23 protein-coding genes are annotated in these 19930 nt (G+C 49.3%); 6 read left to right on the top strand and 17 right to left on the bottom strand.

Annotated elements, in window-relative coordinates:
• Positions 1–354: 354 nt before the first annotated feature.
• Positions 355–654: a YuiB family protein gene (locus XI25_RS28270; RefSeq protein WP_082112521.1), complete on the bottom strand. Its 300-nt coding sequence runs from the start codon at positions 652–654 to the stop codon at positions 355–357.
• 252 nt (positions 655–906) lie between these two features.
• Between XI25_RS28270 and hemQ the strand changes: the two genes are divergently transcribed.
• A complete protein-coding gene (hemQ, locus tag XI25_RS28265; RefSeq protein WP_046681188.1) occupies positions 907–1656 on the top strand; it encodes a hydrogen peroxide-dependent heme synthase in 750 nt (249 codons plus the stop codon).
• 225 nt (positions 1657–1881) lie between these two features.
• On the opposite strand, the gene XI25_RS28260 is transcribed toward hemQ, so the two are convergent.
• The 5 genes from XI25_RS28260 to XI25_RS28240 form a co-directional block, all read right to left on the bottom strand.
• A complete protein-coding gene (locus XI25_RS28260; protein WP_046681187.1) occupies positions 1882–3249 on the bottom strand; it encodes a sensor histidine kinase in 1368 nt (455 codons plus the stop codon).
• A complete protein-coding gene (locus XI25_RS28255) occupies positions 3228–3899 on the bottom strand; it encodes a response regulator transcription factor (RefSeq protein WP_046681186.1) in 672 nt (223 codons plus the stop codon). Before XI25_RS28255 ends, XI25_RS28260 begins: the two co-directional genes overlap by 22 nt.
• A 15-nt stretch (positions 3900–3914) precedes the next feature.
• Entirely contained in the window at positions 3915–4751 is an 837-nt protein-coding gene (locus XI25_RS28250) for a TraX family protein (protein ID WP_046681185.1), read from the bottom strand.
• Positions 4752–4938: 187 nt separating this feature from the next.
• Positions 4939–5193 carry a hypothetical protein gene (locus XI25_RS28245; protein ID WP_046681184.1) on the bottom strand — a complete coding sequence of 85 codons (255 nt, stop codon included), beginning with the start codon at positions 5191–5193 and terminating at the stop codon, positions 4939–4941.
• Positions 5194–6384 carry an NAD(P)/FAD-dependent oxidoreductase gene (locus XI25_RS28240; protein WP_046681183.1) on the bottom strand — a complete coding sequence of 397 codons (1191 nt, stop codon included), beginning with the start codon at positions 6382–6384 and terminating at the stop codon, positions 5194–5196. It abuts the gene before it with no gap.
• A 469-nt stretch (positions 6385–6853) separates the two neighbouring features.
• On the opposite strand from XI25_RS28240, the gene XI25_RS28235 reads away from it, so the two are divergent.
• Positions 6854–7852 carry an NAD(P)/FAD-dependent oxidoreductase gene (locus XI25_RS28235; RefSeq protein ID WP_046681182.1) on the top strand — a complete coding sequence of 333 codons (999 nt, stop codon included), beginning with the start codon at positions 6854–6856 and terminating at the stop codon, positions 7850–7852.
• A gap of 165 nt (positions 7853–8017) precedes the next feature.
• Here the strand turns inward: XI25_RS28235 and XI25_RS28230 are convergent, their stop codons facing one another.
• On the bottom strand, positions 8018–8161 hold the full coding sequence (locus tag XI25_RS28230; RefSeq protein ID WP_152669237.1) for a sporulation histidine kinase inhibitor Sda: 144 nt from the start codon (positions 8159–8161) through the stop codon (positions 8018–8020).
• 315 nt (positions 8162–8476) lie between these two features.
• On the bottom strand, positions 8477–9139 hold the full coding sequence (locus tag XI25_RS28225; protein ID WP_046681181.1) for a YheC/YheD family protein: 663 nt from the start codon (positions 9137–9139) through the stop codon (positions 8477–8479).
• Between the two features lie 230 nt (positions 9140–9369).
• Between XI25_RS28225 and XI25_RS28220 the strand changes: the two genes are divergently transcribed.
• Positions 9370–9579 carry a hypothetical protein gene (locus XI25_RS28220; protein WP_046681180.1) on the top strand — a complete coding sequence of 70 codons (210 nt, stop codon included), beginning with the start codon at positions 9370–9372 and terminating at the stop codon, positions 9577–9579.
• Between the two features lie 191 nt (positions 9580–9770).
• Here XI25_RS28220 and XI25_RS28215 read toward each other — a convergent pair whose 3' ends face one another.
• The 3 genes from XI25_RS28215 to XI25_RS28205 form a co-directional block, all read right to left on the bottom strand.
• A complete protein-coding gene (locus XI25_RS28215; protein ID WP_046681179.1) occupies positions 9771–10214 on the bottom strand; it encodes an AAA family ATPase in 444 nt (147 codons plus the stop codon).
• A gap of 2 nt (positions 10215–10216) precedes the next feature.
• Positions 10217–10954 carry a tRNA(His) guanylyltransferase Thg1 family protein gene (locus tag XI25_RS28210; protein ID WP_046681178.1) on the bottom strand — a complete coding sequence of 246 codons (738 nt, stop codon included), beginning with the start codon at positions 10952–10954 and terminating at the stop codon, positions 10217–10219.
• Positions 10955–11210: 256 nt separating this feature from the next.
• Positions 11211–11570 carry a HesB/IscA family protein gene (locus XI25_RS28205; protein WP_046681177.1) on the bottom strand — a complete coding sequence of 120 codons (360 nt, stop codon included), beginning with the start codon at positions 11568–11570 and terminating at the stop codon, positions 11211–11213.
• 373 nt (positions 11571–11943) lie between these two features.
• Here XI25_RS28205 and mqnE point away from each other — a divergent pair, with 373 nt between their 5' ends.
• On the top strand, positions 11944–13050 hold the full coding sequence (mqnE, locus tag XI25_RS28200) for an aminofutalosine synthase MqnE (protein WP_046681447.1): 1107 nt from the start codon (positions 11944–11946) through the stop codon (positions 13048–13050).
• A 121-nt stretch (positions 13051–13171) separates the two neighbouring features.
• Positions 13172–14230, top strand: a complete 1059-nt coding sequence (locus tag XI25_RS28195) for an NAD(P)/FAD-dependent oxidoreductase (protein ID WP_046681176.1) — start codon at positions 13172–13174, stop codon at positions 14228–14230.
• A gap of 7 nt (positions 14231–14237) precedes the next feature.
• On the opposite strand, the gene XI25_RS28190 is transcribed toward XI25_RS28195, so the two are convergent.
• Positions 14238–14474: a YuzB family protein gene (locus tag XI25_RS28190; RefSeq protein ID WP_046681175.1), complete on the bottom strand. Its 237-nt coding sequence runs from the start codon at positions 14472–14474 to the stop codon at positions 14238–14240.
• A gap of 81 nt (positions 14475–14555) precedes the next feature.
• Between XI25_RS28190 and XI25_RS28185 the strand changes: the two genes are divergently transcribed.
• On the top strand, positions 14556–14801 hold the full coding sequence (locus tag XI25_RS28185; RefSeq protein ID WP_046681174.1) for a NifU family protein: 246 nt from the start codon (positions 14556–14558) through the stop codon (positions 14799–14801).
• 102 nt (positions 14802–14903) lie between these two features.
• On the opposite strand, the gene XI25_RS28180 is transcribed toward XI25_RS28185, so the two are convergent.
• The 5 genes from XI25_RS28180 to XI25_RS28160 form a co-directional block, all read right to left on the bottom strand.
• Complete coding sequence (locus XI25_RS28180; protein WP_046681173.1) at positions 14904–15680, bottom strand: SDR family oxidoreductase; 777 nt, start codon at positions 15678–15680, stop codon at positions 14904–14906.
• A 93-nt stretch (positions 15681–15773) separates the two neighbouring features.
• Positions 15774–16946, bottom strand: a complete 1173-nt coding sequence (locus XI25_RS28175) for an FAD-dependent oxidoreductase (protein ID WP_046681172.1) — start codon at positions 16944–16946, stop codon at positions 15774–15776.
• Positions 16947–17060: 114 nt separating this feature from the next.
• A complete protein-coding gene (locus tag XI25_RS28170; protein ID WP_046681171.1) occupies positions 17061–17780 on the bottom strand; it encodes a methyltransferase domain-containing protein in 720 nt (239 codons plus the stop codon).
• Entirely contained in the window at positions 17767–18924 is a 1158-nt protein-coding gene (locus tag XI25_RS28165; protein ID WP_046681170.1) for a type III polyketide synthase, read from the bottom strand. The genes XI25_RS28170 and XI25_RS28165 overlap by 14 nt, the downstream gene beginning before the upstream one ends.
• 137 nt (positions 18925–19061) lie before the next feature.
• A complete protein-coding gene (locus tag XI25_RS28160; protein ID WP_046681169.1) occupies positions 19062–19886 on the bottom strand; it encodes a MetQ/NlpA family ABC transporter substrate-binding protein in 825 nt (274 codons plus the stop codon).
• Positions 19887–19930 lie beyond the last annotated feature (44 nt).

Genomic DNA, 19930 nt, shown 5'->3' with positions numbered 1-19930 from the left:
CTGCCTCTATTCTATCATAAAAAGAAGACCGCAAATCTGTTAAATCCCTCTATTTTTATGGAAACGGGCGATGAATTTTTTTCAAAAAAGCAACAAAAACGACTCGCCCGTTCAGGGAGAGCCGCCGATGTTTTACATCATGCATGAAGCACTTTTTGAACAACCTCTTCATAATAAAAGTTCAAAAAGTCAGGTTTTCAGCACCAAGAAGGTTGAATAAAGCTAGGGACTGAGAAGCGGAGCGTAGGGTAACCCTACGTGAGCATCGAAAGGCCCGGCTGAATTCAAGATTCGATGTCGATTCCACTTGCCTGGATTTTCTTCGTGATCAAAAGATGACTTTTTCAACAACCTTTAAAACATTTTAAAGCCTTTGATGCGCAGCGTTTTGATGGTCCACCCGCTCAAGAACGCCCCTGCAAGGCCGGCCAAACCTGTCAGATAATCCACCAGCTGGAATGAACCCAAGTGCGCCAAAAGCGTCATTTGATCGCGGTTCCACAAGCTGTAGACGACAACCGGCAAAATCACGATGACGAACAGGTAGCAGGGAAACCAAGTCGTTTTCATCAGCATGTTCAATATAAATCCGATGCCGAACATCATAACAAAAAATAATATCATCAGCACAACCACGGGAATAAACTGCAGCATTGTAGCCATTCACCTCTTCTTCATCACCGCCGCTGCCGGCAGCTTCCTCTATGACTATGAAGAAGAGCACATGCGAACGGGCTAGTAGATAGTTTACTAAAAAAAATGTCACATATCAACGAACATTCCGTGAATAGATTGTGTCGGCGTTTGCCCTAAGCCCCCCGGTTCGCTACAATGAAGGGTAGATATAAGCAAGCGGTTCATCCGTTTGAAATTAGCGCATAATACAATTGATTTGGGAGTGATCATATGAACGAAGCCGCCATGACGCTGGAAGGCTGGTATGCACTGCATGATTTCCGTTCGATCAACTGGCCGGCCTGGAAAGCTGCGGATGACGAAGAGCGCGCCGTCGCGTTGGACGAGCTGAACGAGTTCCTCGAAGAGTGGAACCGGGTGGAGGAATCCAAACAAGGAAGCACGGCGATCTACACCATCGTGGGTCAAAAAGCGGATATTGTATTCATGCATCTGCGGGAAACCCTTGAAGAGTTGAACGCCATCGAAAACGCCTTTAACAAAACGACGTTTGCCAAGTATACAACCAAAGCGTATTCCTATGTCAGCATCGTTGAATTGAGCAATTATTTGGCCGGCTCCTCCGGCGGCGACCCGATGGAGAACCCGCATGTGATCGCGCGTCTGAAGCCGCAGCTGCCGAAATCCAAGCACATCTGCTTCTATCCGATGAACAAAAAGCGCGATCTCACGGACAACTGGTACATGCTCAGCATGGAAGACCGCCGTACCATGATGCACAGCCATGGCATGATCGGACGCGGTTACGCGGGCAAGGTCAAGCAGATCATTACGGGCTCGGTCGGCTTTGACGATTGGGAATGGGGCGTCACGCTCTTCTCGGATGATGCGCTTCATTTCAAAAAGCTCGTGTACGAAATGCGGTTTGACGAAGTCAGCGCGCGCTTCGGCGAGTTCGGGCCTTTCTATGTCGGCAACCTGCTGGAGCCTGAGGCTTTCACGTTGCTGATGAAAGTATAAAATCCGTATCCTGCTATAAGTGCAAAACGATAAAGCACCTCCGAACAGATATATTTTTTTCTGCTCAAGGTGCTTTTTTGTGTGGCTTGTATTAGAGTATCCCAAAATGAAATTATTGGATATGTTACGAATAAATGATAATTTGAACGACAGTATCTCTCCCCATGCATCATTTGAATTTGCTGAAGGGGCAAATAATTATGTAATTGCATTTCCATCCAAACCCTAAACTGAACAGAGCAGCTTCAAGCATACCCATCCGTGCCCTTTTGCGGTGTTGCCCAGCGTCAATTCTCCGCGATGATGACGCGCCACGCTGCTGGCAAAGGTAAGGCCAATCCCCACATGCCCGTTCAACGTGCGGCTCTCATTATCGGTATAAAACAGCTCCGTTGCATGCTTTAAAGACTTGTCCGTAAATCCCGGCCCCTCATCCTCCACGGCAATGGTAAGGTAAGGTTCCTCCCATCGGCAAATGATGCGTACGGTTCCATTTTCGGGGGTACGTTCCACGGCATTATCAATAATGTTGCTAATTGCGCGCTGTACTTCCTGCACCAAGATATAAAGCGATGGGATATCGCTATCCGCACCAAAGTCCAGCGCCACTCCGCAAACATGACAAATCTCTTCCGCATTCTTCCGAACCCCGTCCACAAAACGGTTTCCGTCCACCCCTTCTTTTTCATTCAAAACGCTGCCCTCGGGGTGCGATAACTGTTTGAGTGCATTTACGTAGTTCTGTGCCGATTGCACATTGCGCAAAATAGCGTTCAGGCAATGCTGTTGTTCTCGGGTAAGATTGGATTCTTCAAGCAGCTGCGCATTGCCGTCAATGACGGTGAGCGGGGTCTTTAGATCATGCGCAAGCGCAGTGATTTGCGCGGCACGGCTGTGCTCCATGTTCCATTGGTCCAGCAATGACTGCTTTAGCGTGGACCTGAGATGGTCCATGGAACTCAATACCGCGTCATATTCCCGGATACCGGAGGTCATGAACGAGCTTTCAAGATCGCCGGCAGCCATCTGCTTGGCAGCTTCCTCCAGCGGCGCAATGCAACGTTTAAATACACGGACATAATGCCGGGTAACGACAATGAATACAATCAGAATGAGTAAAATAAGGCTGAGCGTATTGAGCGTTTGGAACTCCGGCAGTATTTTTCTCAGCGTCTCGGACGCGTATGGCATCTGAAACCGATACTGCAGGACGCAAGTTTTGCCGTCCAGCTTTGTCGCTGCATGATAGCGGAAGATTCCATTCTCACCGGTCAATGCATAATGCTTTGCATCTTCCAGGCCGCCACTGTTACCGGCAAGGGAAGTTTCGATCAATGTCCCATCGCTTGCAAACAACGCGTAATCGGATAACGGCGGCACCAGCGTCTTATCAAATACGCCCTTTTCCTGCAGCCGTACAAGGGCTTGCTGGGCTTGGCGTTCAGCCGTGTTAGCGGGTAAAACAAATCCGTTCTTTATGGAGACGGTTATCGCGCCCCACCATAAACCCACAAATACCGCGGAAAGCCCTCCGCAGATCAGCACATACCGCAACAGTAAGGATAACAGGCCTATTCCTTTTCGCTTTTCCATTTATATCCGATTCCCCAAACGGTTTCTATCGGTACCCCGTCAAACACGGCCAGCTTGCTGCGCAAATTTTTGACATGCTCCGTGATCGCGGCGGTATCCGAATCGCTGCCGCATCCGAAAACGGCCTCCAACAGCTGTTCCCGGGAGTATACAAATCCGGCGTGACGCGCAAGCGTTTCGCAAATCGCATATTCGCTTTTGGTTAAGGGGACTTGCTCGTTGCCGCAAAAAAGCATTTTACCCGCCAAATCAAAGCTGAACGCCCCGCGATACATTCGCCGAACGGGTGCGCGCTGCTCCCGCCGTAAATGGGCAGCAATGCGCGCCCGCAGCTGGGCAAGGTTGAACGGCTTGGTGATGTAATCGTCTCCGCCGATGGATAACCCGTTTAAAACATCGTCATTCCCGTTCTTGGCCGTCAGAAATAAGATGGGACAATCCGTTTGCGAACGAATGCGGCTGCAAATGGAAAACCCGTCTTCGTGCGGAAGCATAATGTCGAGAAGTATGAGATCCGCGCTTTGGCATAACGGAATGCTCAGATCGGAAGCACTGCGTGCGATCGTAACCTTGTGATGGTCCTTTTCCAGCGCCATTTTCAATAAACTGCAAATATCTTCGGTATCATCAACGACTATAATGTGCGCCAAAGGTTCACACCTCTCTTAATGTAATAAATGATACAATCCCCACGACAGGGCAAACAGCACATACACGTGCGCCGGGTAAAACCAGTAAAAGAAATGTTTGGAGCCTTTGCCTCGCTTGCCGTTATACAACAGCATAAAAATTCCCGCAAATGCCCCCATCCACTCAAACGCTTCAGTGAAGAACTGGGACAGCTTAATATCAGGTACTGCCAGGCTCACGAATCCGACATGTAACAAGATAGCGGCAGCAAAATATCCAACAGCCTGCAGCTTGCGGTTGTTTCGCAGCAGATACAGCAGGATGCCAAGCAGGATGTAGATGGTGCCGCCGTCAAGAATAGCCGTATGCATCGGCAACACCGTGTAGTGCACAAGCCCTGCCCACTGGCCAAGTGACGGGATAACCCCCACGAGCTGCATAACGATGAAAGGCCACGCCAGCGGAATAACCACAGCGGCGAGCCCTTTTAACCAATCCTTTTGGCTGAGCCAATGAATCCCCTGCAGAATAACAATAAGAATGCTGAAGTTTGCAAAAATCTGATTTTGCGGAAAAAAGCCGTCAGGACGCGCCAATCCAAAGATCATCATGCTATATTGCACAAGACCCATTGCGATTGTAATAGCATAGATGCGCAGAAAATATTTTTTGCGGTTCCGTGTATGGATAAAGCCTTCTACCAAACAGAACAAAAACAGCGGCGCCGGAAGCCGGCCCAGCATGGAAAACCATATAGGGATGCTCCCTGTAAATCCAAAGAAATAATGAATGTGGTCCAGTACCATGAGCACGAGTGCTATGCGCTTCAGGTCAAAGCCGCTGAGCCCCTTTTTTTCTATTGTCGTTTCCATTCTTGATACACTCCTTTTATATGCTTGTCTTGAGCGTAGCAAGAGAATATAAGGATTTTATAAGGGGTTCGCAAAAAACATCCACGCACAGGCGATATTAGGAAGCCGCATCTTTCGAAGCTTATACCTTCTTATCTCTTCAAAAAAAGGTATGCTCCCCCGCAGGAACATACCTCTCCTCTATCGTTTAATTGTCGTCTTCTTCCTCATCCGGGCGGAGGGATTCCAAATACTCTGCAGTGGCCCTGTCGCGGGCTCTGCTCTTCTCCTTTAACCGCTCAATCGCGGGTAAAATCAACAGATCCACCTCTTGCTGGATGGTATAGGCCAGATCATACCGTTCCTGGGATTCCAGATAGGAGCCCACATCCATTAGGGCGTTATACCGGTCCAATTCATGACGCGTCAGCAAACCTCGCACTTGAACACTGCAGTGTCTCATTTACAGAAACCTTCCCTTTTTCAGGACGAGCGGAATTCCCCCGATAATAAAGAGGTATCGCAGGTCGACCAGTTTTTTTAGCTGCGCCGCTTTCCAGCCCTGATACTTCTTATCGCCGACAACCGCGATGCCTTCGCCTTTGCCGAGGGAGGCAACGGTCCCCTTATTATGGAACTCGAATGCTTTCAATTCTTTCCCGCGGATGGCGGAAACGATATTCTGCGCACAGCAGACGCCCTGCTGCATGGCAATCTGTGCCGTAGGCGGATACGGACGCTCTCCATTAAAAATCAGCGAGTTGTCGCCGATAATATAAATGTTCTCATAACCTGGAGCACGGAGGTACTCATCCACCTTGACTCGGCCCCGCATCGTTTCGAAGCCGGCGGCTTCGATCAGCCGGTTGCCGCGGATGCCCCCGGTCCATACGACCGTAGCCGAACGGATTTCCTCGCCCGTGCTGAGAACAACCCCGTTTGGCGTGCATTCCTTGATTGCGGTGCCCAATTTGAAAGTAACGCCTTTCTTTTTCAGCACTTCCATCGCATAGTCCACAAGTTCAGGGGCAAATCCCGGAAGGGCAGACGGCGCCGCTTCGATATTATAAATATTGACGAGGGTCGGATCGACGTCGTATTCCTTGCAGAGCTTCGGAATACGGTCGGCTAGCTCGGCCACAAACTCGATTCCGCTGAATCCGGCGCCGCCTACCACGAAATTAATCCGTTCTTGAGGTCTGCGTTCGTTCTTGTACAATGCGAACTGGTACTCGATATGCGAACGGATCAGCCGGACCGAGTTAATGCTGCGGATCGACATGGCGTATTCGGCAAGCCCCGGAATGCCGAAGGTTTCAGGTTCGCCGCCCAGGCCGATCACCAGGTAATCGTAAGACAAGGTTCCGTCCTCCAGAATAACCTTTTTGTCGTGGAGACGGATCTCCTGCACGGAAGACTTTACCAGATCGATTTTGAACTCGTCGATCAGCTTGGATATGGACACCCTCGTATTTTCGATACTATCCGTTCCCGCTGCAGGCATATGCAGATGGGTCGTAATGTAATGATAGTCGTGTCGGTTTACCAGCGTAACGTCAGCTTCGTTATAATTCAATTCTTTCTGCAGCCGCTGCGCTGTCAGTATGCCACCGTAACCCGCTCCAAGGATTACGATTTTGGGTATGCTGCTCATTCTCCTGCTCCTCCCGGCGTTCTCTCTATCTATTGTATGGTTTAAAATGTTAAATTTTTGTGAATATGACCCCAAAAAAAGAGAAGAGCCCTTTTCAAGAGCCCGCTAAGGTTGGTACCTGATGCTTGCTTCCCTGTAAAATCAAAGACGCCAGATGGATGAACATGCTGCCGTCCGATGCGTAAAAATGTCGATAAATGCAGTCTAAGCGCAAGTTATCACGTTAATCATATGCATAAATGGAGCAAAGATCAAGGGGTAATTTTGCTTGACGAACATACCCATTTATCCTGATTCCGGCAGCGTCAAGACAAGAAAGCGCAACCATTGCGAACATGGGTATTTTGAAGGAATCCGCGGCTTTCCTTCCCAAGTTTAGAAGATTATAATAGTAAAGGATTCATTGAATCAGGATAGGACTTAGGTAGTCCGATTCGATATATTATTTGAAGACGGAGGTGCTTACCCTATGACATCTTTGCCGCAGGAACAAATGACCGATTTGCTCATTATCGGTGGCGGCCCCGCGGGCATGTTCGCCGCTTTTTACGGCGGCATGCGCCAGGCCTCGGTCAAGCTGATCGAGAGCATGCCTCAGCTCGGAGGACAATTAGCCGCGCTGTATCCGGAAAAATATATATATGACGTAGCCGGGTTTCCGAAAGTGACCGCCCAGGAACTCGTCAACAATCTGTCCAAGCAGATGGATCTGTTCGATACTGACATCCGGCTGGATGAGAAGGTTCAATCCGTCGAGAAGCTGGACGAAAGGCACTTCGTGGTAAAAACGGACAAGGATGAGCACCATGCCAAGGCCGTTATTATTACAGCGGGTGTCGGAGCCTTTGAGCCGCGCCGCTTGGAAGTCGAAAATGCCGATAAGTTCGAAGGAACAAACCTTCATTATTTCGTCAACGACCTTAGCCGTTTTCAAGGCAAAAAGGTGCTGATCAGCGGCGGCGGGGATTCCGCGGTTGACTGGGCTCTCATGCTGGAGCCGATCGCGGAGCAGGTTACGCTTGTTCACCGCCGCGACAAGTTCCGTGCGCATGAGCATAGTGTCGAGAAACTGTTCGCGTCGAAGGTTCATATCGTTACCCCGACCGAAATCACTGCGCTGCAAGGAGAGGAACGAATCGGCAAGGTAACGCTCACCCATATCAAGACAAAAGAAGAGCAGGAGATTGAAGTGGACGATGTGATCGTAAACTTTGGCTTTATCTCGTCACTTGGTCCGATTAACGAATGGGGCATCGCGATCGAGAACAACTCCATCGTGGTCGACTCCCGAATGGAAACAAGCATTCCGGGCATTTTTGCCGCAGGCGACATTACGACATACCCGGGCAAGGTCAAACTTATTGCCGTCGGATTCGGCGAAGCGCCGACAGCCGTAAACAATGCCAAGGTTTATTTTGATCCGGAAGCCCGCCTGGCTCCGGGACACAGCAGCAATATGAAGCTTTAATCCAAGGTTTGTTGATCGCTATCCACAAAAAAGGTATCTTCCATTTCCGCAGCAGGATCATACTGCGGATGGAAGATACCTTTTCTATTGGTTGCACGACATTCATATGTAAGCTCCAGGTTTATGATCATGTCGTTTTGCTGATATCTTTATATGCAAGTGGAGCTAGTGCAGGATACTGATGGAATCGGTGTCCAGGTTCCGCTTATGAATTTCGGCCAGCAGCAGAGTGATAAACTCTCGTTCCAGTTTTAATTCAACCGCCATATGATAGGAATCCAGTAGCATCTCATCCGTCAACATAGCCATCACGCTCACACCCCTTCCTCATTTTTCCTGATTTCATCATAGCAAACATCAAATGTCAGAACAACTGTTCCCTTATCCACAAGCACATGTGGAAATCCTGTGTATAATTTGTTGGTAAGTGTCAAAAATATTGCTCTATCAACGTGGATTATGGGGATAAATGTTATACACAGGATATTGGGCAAATCTATTATAAAAAAAATTAATCACCATTGGTAGGAATAGAAACTATGATATATATCGGCTAATCTCATTTTATTTTTCATTACCCTTCCACTAATTCATACAAACACCGATAATGGAGGCTTAAGGATGTTAACTCGGACGGGTATTCACCTCTAAAATCCATATATTCCCTTCCCGGTCCAATCCGTAATCAAACCCCAATTGGCCGATTCCCGGAAATTTGGATTCAAGCACGGCAATGCAGTTCCGGGTCAGCTGCCTCATTTCTTTACGCTTCTCCACGGAATCGATGTGCGGCAGCGACATCCGTAAGGCCGGCCTGCAACGGAGCAGCGTTCCGCCTTTGCAAAGATTGGTTACGAACAGGCCCGGTCTGGCAAGCCTTCCAACCATAGCCCGGAACTGCCAGACTCCCCGTTCTTTGACAACCTTTACGCGGTAATCCAAAGGGCGGCCGTTAATCCTTGCCAGATGGATTCCTTGCTGAATCAAATATCTCCGTCTCAGCTTCAGGCCTGCCAAAACCCGAAGCAAGGCCGGGAATGTTTCGACATGTTTTGTTCGTCCTTTATGACTCACCTGGTAGCCGGTATCGACCGTTTCAATGCGGATCACGCCACTCCCGCCGGTACCAACAACCGGTTTGATGACGACCATGCCGTGTTCCGAGAGCATCGACATCAGATCGTCCCCTCCGTAAGCTCCCGTCGCCGGAATATAGGGGGTAATCTGAGGATCGGTCAGCAGCGCTTCCGTTTTCAGCCACTTGCTGGCCAGCTGTCTTCCCGCCATGCTGCTACGCCTCCTTTAACTCGTGACATATGTTATAGTACTCCATGCCGGCCGATTCCTCTTGTATGATTGTCCGTATAAGCTCGCCTATTCACGAGCAAAATGCCGCCATATATAGGCGCCCAGGTTGTCCCTTTCCAAAGTTTTCGATCTGTCGTATAGTAGGAATTAGTTCATCAACCCGCCGCAATTGGTGATTGCGTGTTTAAAATAAGGAGGCTTTTTTTGTCTTGGAAGCTCTATTTAAGGCATTGTATTGGATTGGCATGATCGGGATGTCCGCGTCGCTGGCAGCCATCACGGTTTTCATTTTTGCGATCGGATTTAAATTCATTAAAGACAAACGCCGGGGTCTAGGCGCCGGTTGCATCGCTTTTTCCATCGTCGCCGGATGCATGGTCGTATTTATGCTGAATCAAAAGTTTTTCTTCCCTTCTTAAGCGGGGCTGCACGGCCCATCCGAGCGGACCAAAAAAGGGCGCCTTAAGATCCGCAAAGATCCGGGGTACCCTTTTTGGGCTTATATAGGGATTGCTCAACCTCACTTTCAAAGCCGTCGCAATCAAAGGCATTTTGATCAGAACTATCACCTCTTTAAACTTCAATGATTACAGCCGGAACACACTTCAACTCATATCCCCGTCATTTCCTCGACTTCAAATCCCCCATGATGTGATCTGACCAGATACAGCTCATCAAACCCTTCACTGTATGAAGGAGTCTGTAATTTTTTCAACGTACTTTTGATTCCCACTTCGGCAACCTTTTCTTTTCCTATTCTTTTTTCATTTCTTTTATGGGATAAATCATAATCTGGCTTAAAGTAGTAACCAACAACTTTAAATTTATGTTTCTTTGCAATATCGATATATTTTTGTCGGTCCACAATCGTTGGATTCGTATTGTCAATTACAAATGCCTGTCTAGTCTTAATCGATGCTTCAATAAAAACATTCTCGCGATTCCTAGTCCTTAGCATATCAAGATTGATTCTAACGTGGCTTTGGAAAAACTTTTCCTTGTAGAAAGTCGACTTTCCGGATGCTTGAATCCCAACGAAAATGACGCATTCCATAATTATTCATCCTTTGATAAATAAACGTATTGGTTTATGTACTCTCTATCCTGACTAAAGATCGGTGTATTAAGGTCAACTTCCCACTTACTCCTTATCGCTTCTCCTTTTGCATAATATTGCTTGGTGATACATACTCCGCGTTTTTGCCAAATAGGCAGGTCATTCCAGTTTATGCCTTTCTCCATGAATAACTTGTCCTGAAGCTTTTTCCCATTCAAACCCTGAAGTTCTTTATGCGGAAAGTTTGCCTGAGCAACCATCGAAATGCTGTTTTTGGTTGCATCCTGCTGTCTCCAAAGAAAATAATTCGTTGCTTCATCATGAGGCAATACCCAGGCTCTACTATCAAATGTAGCAAGTGGTTTATCGGGATAGGTTTCTCTCATCATTTCATTGAACTTAGCAGTGGCCATTGAAGCAGACACTGAAACCATCTTTTGGAGATTATTTTCAAACCAGGACTGTGTTGTTAACTTATCATAATTGGTAAGCAGAATAGATATTTCGTCACTTTGGTGGTATATCAACTTACAGCCCATAATATTCTGTGCCAAATACTTGCACGTCTCCCAAAACGCTTGGGTTAATGATTCATCAAACGGTTTTTTCATTCCACGAGTATAGGTGTGAAAATGAGAGCCGTCTATTCGGATAATGACTGGAAGCCTTTGAGGAAGCGTTTGTCTAAAAACATTCTCATAACCCTTCATTCGATTTCCAAAATCGTCTTTCTTCATTTTTTTCTCCTTTGATTTTCTTTGACAATTATTAATTTTGTAGATTGCACCCTCTGCACGGTTGATTCCCCACAGAAACTCCCCGTTGCTTATTATTAAGCATAAAAAAACCTTCTAAACATGCGTATTTAACAACACACTCGTTTAGAAGGTTATAATCCGCAACCCACAATCACCGTTTTTAGGGGTGTTTAGTATCAAACGATAGTTGGGGATTGTTCATACTACCTTTTCAATTAATATCCATATCCCATTATCAGCAAGGCTCTTCGCTAGGCTTGCCCGCATCCTTCGCCGTGCGGAAAGATGATCCGCAGCCGCACGTTACCGTGGCGTTCGGGTTATGGATGGTGAACCCTCCGGTCATGCCGGACTCTTCAAAATCGATCTCCAGGCCATTCAGATATTTCATGCTGTCTTTATCGACAACCACCTTCAGATCGGCAACGTTCATATATACGTCATTTTCCGTTTCGTCGTCATCAAAGCCCATGGCATAAGAAAAGCCGCTGCATCCGCCGGCTGTGACACCCAAACGAAGGAACATATCCGGTGTTTCCTGTTCAGCCAGCATATCCTTCAAACGCTCCGCTGCTGTTTCACTGATTGTAATCATAGGTCACCCTCCTTTTCGTTCAATTCTTAGTATACTCTACATGGTTTCAACCCTCAAGCGGCCTGAATCCCCAACCGTCTCTCCCGGAGCTTTTCCTTTTCCGTCTGTTTGTGTTGCTACCCCGGTAGGTCAGGTTTATAATAGGGAAGGAACTGAAGAGGTCAAGTGTTGGATTTCCGTCACATCCTGCAACCTAAACCGCCTCTGGATGTGACCGAGTCCATAGTTGTATATTTTTTCACAAAATCAGTTAAATATAACCGCTTGCCTCAATCAATATAAGTTTTGGGAGGCGCTTATGCGCCGAACGGACATTTTATGCACTGCCCTTTACGTGATCCGTGGAGGGGATGTGCTTGAAGGAGGAAGATTTATGCCCACCCTTGTAAGCCCTTCACTCGACAAGAAGATGGCTGAGATTGTAGAGAAAGTCCGGAACGGTATTCGGCTGGACTTGGAAGACGGTGTATATTTATACCAAACCGACGACCTTCTAACCCTTGGGCAGCTTGCCAATGAAGCCAACCTGCGCAAGAACGGGAACAAGGTTTATTTTATTGAAAACATGAGTTTATATTTTACGAACGTGTGCGAATCCCGCTGTGCCTTTTGCAATTTCCGCAAAGACCAGGGGGAGGAAGGCTCGTACACCCTATCCGGTCAGGAAATGATTGAATACGTGGAACAGCACTTTCATCCGGGAATCCGGGAATTTCATATCGTCGGCGGACATAACAACCATGTTCCGTTTCAATACTATGTCGATTCCCTGAAGGCGCTCAACGAGCGTTTTCCTGATGTGACCCTGAAAGCTTATACTGCGGCGGAAATCGAATTTTTCACGCGAATCAGCGGACTGAGCATAAAGGAAGTGCTCCAAGAGCTTCAAAAAGCCGGATTGAAATCGCTGACCGGCGGCGGCGCGGAAATTCTGTCCGATCAATACCGCCAGAAAATGAAGGTGGATAAAGCGAATGTCGACCAGTACCTGGAGGTACACCGCACCGCCCACCAGCTCGGGATGAGAACCCACACAACCATGCTGTACGGTTCCATCGAGAGCCACGAGGACCGGATCCGACATATGATCCAAATCCGGGATCTTCAGGATGAAACGAAAGGCTTTATGGTATTCATTCCGCTGTCCATGCAGCCGAAGAACAAAAATGCGGGCATCATGCGGCGCAATTCGGCTTACGAGGACTTAAAAACGATTGCCATCAGCCGACTTATGCTCGATAACATTGATCACGTGAAAGCGTATTTCATTAATATCGGTCCTCAGTTGACCCAAGTGGCCCTCAGCTTCGGGGCATCGGACGTCCACGGTACCATTCTCAAGGAACGGATCAGCCATGCTGCTGGAGCCTTGACGCCGGAAGGCTTGACCCGGAAAGAACTCGTATGGCTCATTCAGGGCGCCGGCCGGATACCGGTGGAGCGGGATACGTTCTATAACGAAATCAAAGTGTACGAATAACAGCAGACGGAAAGTTCCAATTAAAGGATAACGGTTAAAGAGATAATATAAGTTTGTGTAACTCTTTGAACATCATCTGAACTACTCCACTTTCTTATCTCTTCAAGAAAGGAAGACGTATATGAAAAAGCTCGTCATTCTCGGCGGAGGCTACGGCGGTCTTGCCTTAATTCAGGAATTATTCAGCAGTTATCTTCCCCATGATTTGGAAGTGGTGCTCATTGATCGCATGCCTTACCAAGGGTTAAAAACGGAATATTACGCTTTGGCTGCCGGAACGGTTGCCGATACCGAGCTCCGCGTGAAATTCCCGGAATACGATAAGTTGAGCATCCATTACGGGGAAGTGACCTCCGTGGATCTGGAGTCAAAGCTCGTGCATCTGGAGAATGATGACCCCATTGCGTACGATCAGTTGGCCATCGCACTCGGCTGCACCGACAGGTACCACGGCGTTCCGGGTGCTGAAGAATTCACCTGCAGCTTGCAGTCCTTTTCCGGGGCAAGAGAAACTTATTTGCGTCTGAACAATCTAAAACCTTACGGTCGGGTTCATATTGTCGGGGGCGGGTTGAGCGGCATCGAGCTCGCTGCGGATTTGCGGGAAAGCCGGCCAGACCTGAACATTGCCATCCTCGACCGGGGAGCGCGCGTCCTTTCTTCCTTTCCGAACCGGCTGTCGGCCTACATTCAGCGGTGGTTTGAAGAAAATAACGTCGACATTCTGAGCGGAGTATCGGTTGCAAGAGTGGAACGGGATGCCGTATACAATATGGAACAAGCCATTCCGACGGATATGACCGTATGGACAGCCGGCATTCAGCCGGTTTCCGTTGTGCAAAATTTGGATCTTCCCAAAGACCGCAGCGGACGCGTTCTCCTCAACGAGCTGTATCAGGTGCCATCGTATCCGGAGGTCTACGTCATCGGCGACTGTGCAAGCCTTCCGTTCGTGCCGAGCGCGCAGGCGGCCGGAGCACAGGCCGAACAGATCGGCCATGTGCTCAAAGCGCTGTGGAAAGAAGAAACCCCTAAAGTGCATCCGCTCAAGCTTAAGGGAACGCTCGGATCGCTCGGCAAACGGGCCGGCTTCGGTCTTATGGGCAATACCTCCGTTATCGGGCGCGTGCCGAGATTGCTGAAGAGCGGCGTGCTATGGAAGTCCAAGCGCCATTTCTAGAAAGGCCTCATAGCTGCTCCAGTTCTTTTATTTTGCGTAGTACCGCTGCATAAAGCTCCTCCGCCGTCGGGGCCTCGACCATCTCGTCGTTCACGAGAGCGAACGGCGCCAGATAGCACTGTCCGCAGTTCGTGAGGCAGCCGTATTCAATGATCTCGCAATCGGAATGTTCCTCAAGCGGTTTTAAAGCTTTGTCCGTTCCGAAATGTGCATTGCCCGCACAAAATTCGATGATGGGTCGCATGTTCTTGAACCTGCCTTTGAATTGGCATTTTAATTTGCCGTTTTATGTACTATAATATAAAGTGGAAAGGAGTTGAACAAGATGAGCGATAACGCACAAGCAACCATGTATGATGAAGTGGCTGAAGTGCTGGATAAGCTTCGTCCGTTCCTGCAGCGCGACGGCGGTGACGTGGAGTTGGTCGACGTTGAAGACGGCATCGTAAAGCTGAAATTGGTAGGTGCCTGCGGCAGCTGCCCAAGCTCCACCATTACGTTGAAAGCCGGTATTGAACGCGCCTTGGTTGAAGAAGTCGAAGGCATTCAGGAAGTAGTACAAGTATTCTAAACTATATAGAGCAAAAGAGCCTTGGTTCCGTCGGGAGCCAAGGCTCTTTTTTGATATCGGCGCTGCTGAAGAAAGAGCGGCGCTCGTATTTTTTTCGCCGAATTAAAACTCCGGTACGATGCGCGGACGGATCGGGTCCAGTCCGCCGGAAATATCCATGATATTGCCGGTTATGAAATCGGATTTCTCCTGGCAAAGATATTCAATGACACGGGCGATATCCTCCCCGCTTCCGGAGCGTCCACGGGGCGTGTTCTCATCCATGATCCCGGATACTTCCTCGATCATCTTCTCCTTGTTGGCCCCCCGAATGTCGCCCGGGCATACCATATTTACAGTGATTCCGTAAGGAGCTTCCTCTACCGCGAGCGTTTTGGTGAATGAGACCAAGCCCACCTTGGCTGCGGCATAAACGGAGCGATGCGGCCAGGACCTGGCTTCCCCCGCGTGGCCAAAGCCGAAATGGATAATTCTCCCCCATTTCTTCTTCCGCATGGAAGGCAGCACCCGATGGTCCAGCAGCATGACGCCGGTGAGATTGCCATTGACCAAATGCACGATCTCGTCCCGTTCATATTGTGAAAACAAACGGCGTTCCCGAATAAAGGGGCCGGCGTTATTCACAAGGATATCGACTTCGCCCAGCTGTTGCTCGGTTTCCTCAACAAGATGGTACAATTCCGCTTCAACCGCGATGTCCGCTTTAACCGCAATCGCACGGACACCCATGGCTTCAATGTCTTTCCGCAGAGCCTGCGCCTGTTCTCTGCTGTTCACGTAATTTAGCGCGATATCGCATCCCTGGCGGGCCAGCGTCAAAGCAGTCATTTTCCCCAAACCGGTCGCACTGCCCGTAATCAGCGCCACTTTCCCCTTCAAGGGCCTTCCCTCCTCCGTTCAAATCCTCTTCCATCAGTATAAAATATTTGCCTCCTCCCCACAACTTGACACTTTTTTAGGAAGCAAACGTCTTCATCGCTCCTTCCACAATCCTGACTCCGATAGACGTGTAGCCTTCACCGCATAAGAGACCAATCCTGGAAACAAACGCGCGATGCCCGGATATACACGATTCGTTTTCGCTAAAGCCATCTTCTGGACCCAACGCGCTCTCCTCAACAGCTGGGCAAACTCGCGGTTGGCCTCCTTAATATATTCGCTTTGCCATTCATTGTACGTCAATTCATTCCGTAAATAGCGGTTCGTCAGATTCGAACAAAGCAGCGAAGAGCGCAGAGCGATGGACATGCCGTCCCCGCATAAAGGAGGAATCATCAGTAGAGCATCCCCCACATGAGGAAAGACGGACCACGGTTCGGGTGCATTGGACAGCCGGACGGGGGCAATGGATGCCTGCGTTCCTTCAACGGGTACAGCCCGCTCCAGTCTTGCAGCCAGCCTCGGATTGGTACGGGAGGCCGCTTTCAATATGTCCCGGACGGATTTACCGCTCGATTGAACGGCATCAAGGGTAAGCAAAGCCGCGATATTAACCGTTCCGTTTTGTAGGGGGGAGATTCCTGCGTAACCGCCTTCACAGAAATAAAGCTCAATCTCTGATTCAGCGTGAATACCCGTATAATGCGATTTTACGCCAACATAGATCGTTGCATCCCGATAGCCTTCATCTGCATCCGCAACTGCTTCATCCGCAACTGTTTTGGGTTTGCGCGTCCCATAAGCTCCCACGACCGCCTTGGCTTCATAATGAACGGCGTCTTTTCCTTCTCTGACTTCAACTTGGTACCGACTGTTATCCAAATGGTGAATACCGGTAACGGTTGTCTTGGTCATGATTCGGGCTCCAAAAGACATGGCTTTCTCATGAAGCAAACGATCAAGTTCATACCGGCTTATTCCCCATGCGCTTCCGGGAAGCGGAGCCTCTATTTCGCCGCCGCGAGACATAAAGATCCGAGCCTTTGTCATTCTGCTCGGTTGCACCTGATGGTTCAGCAAATCCACGCCAAGGAACTCCAGCATTTCTTTGGTTTCAGGGGACATAAATTCGCCGCATGTTTTATGCCTCGGAAATGGCTGACGATCGAGCAGAAGCGTGCGATGCCCCATCCGTGCAAGCTGCAGCGCCGTACTCCCGCCCGCAATCCCGGCTCCAATTACAATGACATCGAATTGTTTATCCAATGAGAGGGCACCATCCTTCCAGAAGTTGTTTTAAGAGTCCTTCCCGCTGTCTCGTTATCCTTTCCGTTGTGGAATATCCAACCATTTGAACACGCAAAATTGAATTGGGCCGCTTTATGTCCGGTTTCGAGGGATCACGACAGCATAGCGAAACAGAGGTTTCCAGGTATACGTCATCGAAGGATGGTTTAATGCTCTCTTAAGCTCCCTCCAATCAGCCCCGGTAAAACCTTTGGCCACGGACAGGGGGCCATCGTGCCGGATATAACGGTTGCGGGATATGATCCGTGTTGCAAGCCATACCGCCGCATATGGAACCGCATGGCGATGGATATCATTGATCACGACGCCGTGCCTGGAAGCTCTCAGCATATGGGAAACGATATCGATCAATTCTTCGCCGTCGAAATGATGAACAAACTGGGAGCCCGTTACGATATCCGCGCAGGCTTCAGGCAATTCCCGGACATCGGCTTGTTTAACCTGTACACGCGGTTCGCGCCAAAAAAGGTTTTTGGCTTCGTCGCATGCTTCTTCCGTCAGGTCAACCAGCGTAATCCGGATATCGATTCCCAAATCAGCCGCCCATTGGAGCAGTTTGCGGTTGACGTCTCCTGAGCCTGCGCCTACATCCAGGATGTTTAGGGATTTTGGGCTCCCCATGTCCTTCCACAATTTTTGGACCCCGTATTTGGTCGGTCCCGGAGCGGCGAATAGTTTGTTGAGACGCCTTAAATGCTTAAGGGCTTGGCTCAACTCTTCGCCTCCGGTCGAAAAATCATCCATCAATTCGGCTTCCTGTGCCCTGTTGGACAAATTTCTAAAGGTTGGCATGGTTCGGCTCCTTGGGGGAAGGCACATGGGCGGGGACATACCGAAAACGCATAAGCTCTGCCGTCAACCCCGGCCCAAAAGCCATCGCCACTCCTTCTTTGGACGCGCTGTCCATGGATCGGAGTTCGCAACGCATGGCGTTTAGAACAAACATAATCGTGACGGAGGACAAGTTGCCCGCATTTTTAAGGATCTCCCTGCTGTATTTGGTCTGCTCATCGCGCAAGTTCAAGACATTCTGCACGGAATCAACGATTCCCCGGCCTCCGGGATGAATCGCCCAAAGTTCAGGCAGATCGTCCCCCGCAAGCAACAACTCCAGCTCCGGCCCAAGATGGGTTCCCAGCAGTTTTGGTATGCGCGGTGAAAGATAAAGGTCAAACCCGGTATTGCCCACCTCCCAGGTCATGTCTTCCGCAGAGTCAGGCAGCAGAACCGAGCACCCTGTCCCAAGCTGCAAAATATCGGCGTGATGTTCACCGGCGTTACCGATCACGCACGAAGAAGCCCCGTCCCCGAAGAAGGACGAAGCGAACAGCGCCTCTTTCTCCTTCGCGGGCTGAAAATGCAAAGAACACAGCTCAACGCAAACGACAAGGACATTCGCTCCCGGTGAGCCCAGAACCATATCCCTGGCCATCTGTATCGCTTTAAGTCCCGCGGCACAGCCCTGAAAAATCAGCGGGATGCGATTCATGCGGGGAGAGAGGCCCAGATGTCTGATCAACATAACATCAAGACCCGGCAGATACTGCCCCGTACAGCTGACCGTGATCAGATGAGTAATATTTTCGGGCGAAATCCCGGCATCCTTCATCGCTTTTTCGGCAGCCTCGATTCCTAAAGGCAGAGCTTCCCTTTTATATGTAGACATGCGTTCTTCTGTCGTTGGAATATTCGACGGATCTCCGGAAGGCAAGTACCTGCATTCTTCGCTTGTGCCGAGATAACTCGGCTCGCATGTATAACGCGTCTCCACTCCGCAGGATCTGAAAATCCTTCTGGCAAATCGGGCCAAGTCCGGTTGATCCTTCAAGGAAGAAACCAAGAGTTCGGCAACATCGGACTGTGGAATAGAATGGACCGGCAAAGCTGTCCCGATGCCCAAAATGGAGACCCGGGAACGGTTGAGGACAGGTTTCATTTGGTTACCTCCCGCAATGCTTCATTTTATTCGGTTATTCTACCCTATTTACCCTTAACTTACGATTTGAAATCCACAATTCCAAAACCAAAGCAGCCATCCAAGGATCAGCCCTTGGATGGCCTGCTGTTTCTTACTTAAAATGCCGGAATAACGGCACCTTTATATTCTTCTTCGATAAATTTCTTGACATCTTCGGTAGTTAAAGCCTTCGCAAGCTTCTGGATAGCGTCGGAGTCCTTATTGTCCGAACGGGCGACAAGCAGGTTCGCGTACGGATTATCTTTGTCTTCGATGAAGAGGGAATCCTTAAGCGGATCCAGACCCGCCTCAAGGGCATAGTTCGTGTTGATGATCGCCATGTCCATTTCGTCCAGCATGCGCGGCAGCATTGGCGCTTCCACTTCTTTGATTACCAGATTTTTCGGATTTTCCGTAATATCTTTCGCCGTGGCTTCAAGTTTGTTCTCGTCCTGAAGCTTGATGAGCCCGTTTTTCGACAGCAAGGAAAGAGCACGGCCCCCGTTGGAAGGATCGTTCGGAATAGCAATGACGGCTCCGTCCTTCAGCTCATCGGCGGACTTGATCTTTTTGGAATAAGCGCCCAGCGGCTCGACGTGAACGGCGGTCACAGGAACCAGGTCCATGCCGCGCTGCTTCACTTCGCTGTCCAGGTAAGGCTTGTGCTGGAAGAAGTTCGCGTCGATCTCCTTCTGATCCACCTGTTGGTTCGGCTGCACGTAGTCCGTAAACTCCACGATTTCTAGCTTAACGCCCTCTTTTTCCAGAGCCGGTTTGATATGCTCCAGAATTTTCGCATGCGGCGAAGGCGAAGCGCCGACGCGCAAGACGATGCTATCGCTGCCTTTGTCGTTTGCTCCTTGATCAGCCGGCTTATCTCCGCAAGCGCCCAATACCGCTACCAGTGCCAGGCTTAAAAATCCCAAAGTCCATTTTTTCATTTTGTGACTCTCCCTCCAAATAATAATGAAATGATATCTATAAA

The organism is Paenibacillus sp. DMB20 (genome assembly GCF_000987955.1).
GTDB lineage: Bacteria > Bacillota > Bacilli > Paenibacillales > Paenibacillaceae > Paenibacillus_AQ.
This window is presented reverse-complemented; position numbering and strand designations above follow the sequence as displayed.

What these genes read in the sequence shown, in the direction of transcription:
- XI25_RS28270 (WP_082112521.1), bottom strand. Translation starts at nt 654, where the DNA reads ATGCTGCAGTTTATTCCCGTGGTTGTGCTGATGATATTATTTTTTGTT.
- hemQ (WP_046681188.1), top strand. Translation starts at nt 907, where the DNA reads ATGAACGAAGCCGCCATGACGCTGGAAGGCTGGTATGCACTGCATGAT.
- XI25_RS28260 (WP_046681187.1), bottom strand. Translation starts at nt 3,249, where the DNA reads ATGGAAAAGCGAAAAGGAATAGGCCTGTTATCCTTACTGTTGCGGTAT.
- XI25_RS28250 (WP_046681185.1), bottom strand. Translation starts at nt 4,751, where the DNA reads ATGGAAACGACAATAGAAAAAAAGGGGCTCAGCGGCTTTGACCTGAAG.
- XI25_RS28245 (WP_046681184.1), bottom strand. Translation starts at nt 5,193, where the DNA reads ATGAGACACTGCAGTGTTCAAGTGCGAGGTTTGCTGACGCGTCATGAA.
- XI25_RS28240 (WP_046681183.1), bottom strand. Translation starts at nt 6,384, where the DNA reads ATGAGCAGCATACCCAAAATCGTAATCCTTGGAGCGGGTTACGGTGGC.
- XI25_RS28235 (WP_046681182.1), top strand. Translation starts at nt 6,854, where the DNA reads ATGACATCTTTGCCGCAGGAACAAATGACCGATTTGCTCATTATCGGT.
- XI25_RS28230 (WP_152669237.1), bottom strand. Translation starts at nt 8,161, where the DNA reads ATGGCTATGTTGACGGATGAGATGCTACTGGATTCCTATCATATGGCG.
- XI25_RS28225 (WP_046681181.1), bottom strand. Translation starts at nt 9,139, where the DNA reads ATGGCGGGAAGACAGCTGGCCAGCAAGTGGCTGAAAACGGAAGCGCTG.
- XI25_RS28215 (WP_046681179.1), bottom strand. Translation starts at nt 10,214, where the DNA reads ATGGAATGCGTCATTTTCGTTGGGATTCAAGCATCCGGAAAGTCGACT.
- XI25_RS28210 (WP_046681178.1), bottom strand. Translation starts at nt 10,954, where the DNA reads ATGAAGAAAGACGATTTTGGAAATCGAATGAAGGGTTATGAGAATGTT.
- XI25_RS28205 (WP_046681177.1), bottom strand. Translation starts at nt 11,570, where the DNA reads ATGATTACAATCAGTGAAACAGCAGCGGAGCGTTTGAAGGATATGCTG.
- mqnE (WP_046681447.1), top strand. Translation starts at nt 11,944, where the DNA reads ATGCCCACCCTTGTAAGCCCTTCACTCGACAAGAAGATGGCTGAGATT.
- XI25_RS28195 (WP_046681176.1), top strand. Translation starts at nt 13,172, where the DNA reads ATGAAAAAGCTCGTCATTCTCGGCGGAGGCTACGGCGGTCTTGCCTTA.
- XI25_RS28190 (WP_046681175.1), bottom strand. Translation starts at nt 14,474, where the DNA reads ATGCGACCCATCATCGAATTTTGTGCGGGCAATGCACATTTCGGAACG.
- XI25_RS28185 (WP_046681174.1), top strand. Translation starts at nt 14,556, where the DNA reads ATGAGCGATAACGCACAAGCAACCATGTATGATGAAGTGGCTGAAGTG.
- XI25_RS28170 (WP_046681171.1), bottom strand. Translation starts at nt 17,780, where the DNA reads ATGCCAACCTTTAGAAATTTGTCCAACAGGGCACAGGAAGCCGAATTG.
- XI25_RS28165 (WP_046681170.1), bottom strand. Translation starts at nt 18,924, where the DNA reads ATGAAACCTGTCCTCAACCGTTCCCGGGTCTCCATTTTGGGCATCGGG.
- XI25_RS28160 (WP_046681169.1), bottom strand. Translation starts at nt 19,886, where the DNA reads ATGAAAAAATGGACTTTGGGATTTTTAAGCCTGGCACTGGTAGCGGTA.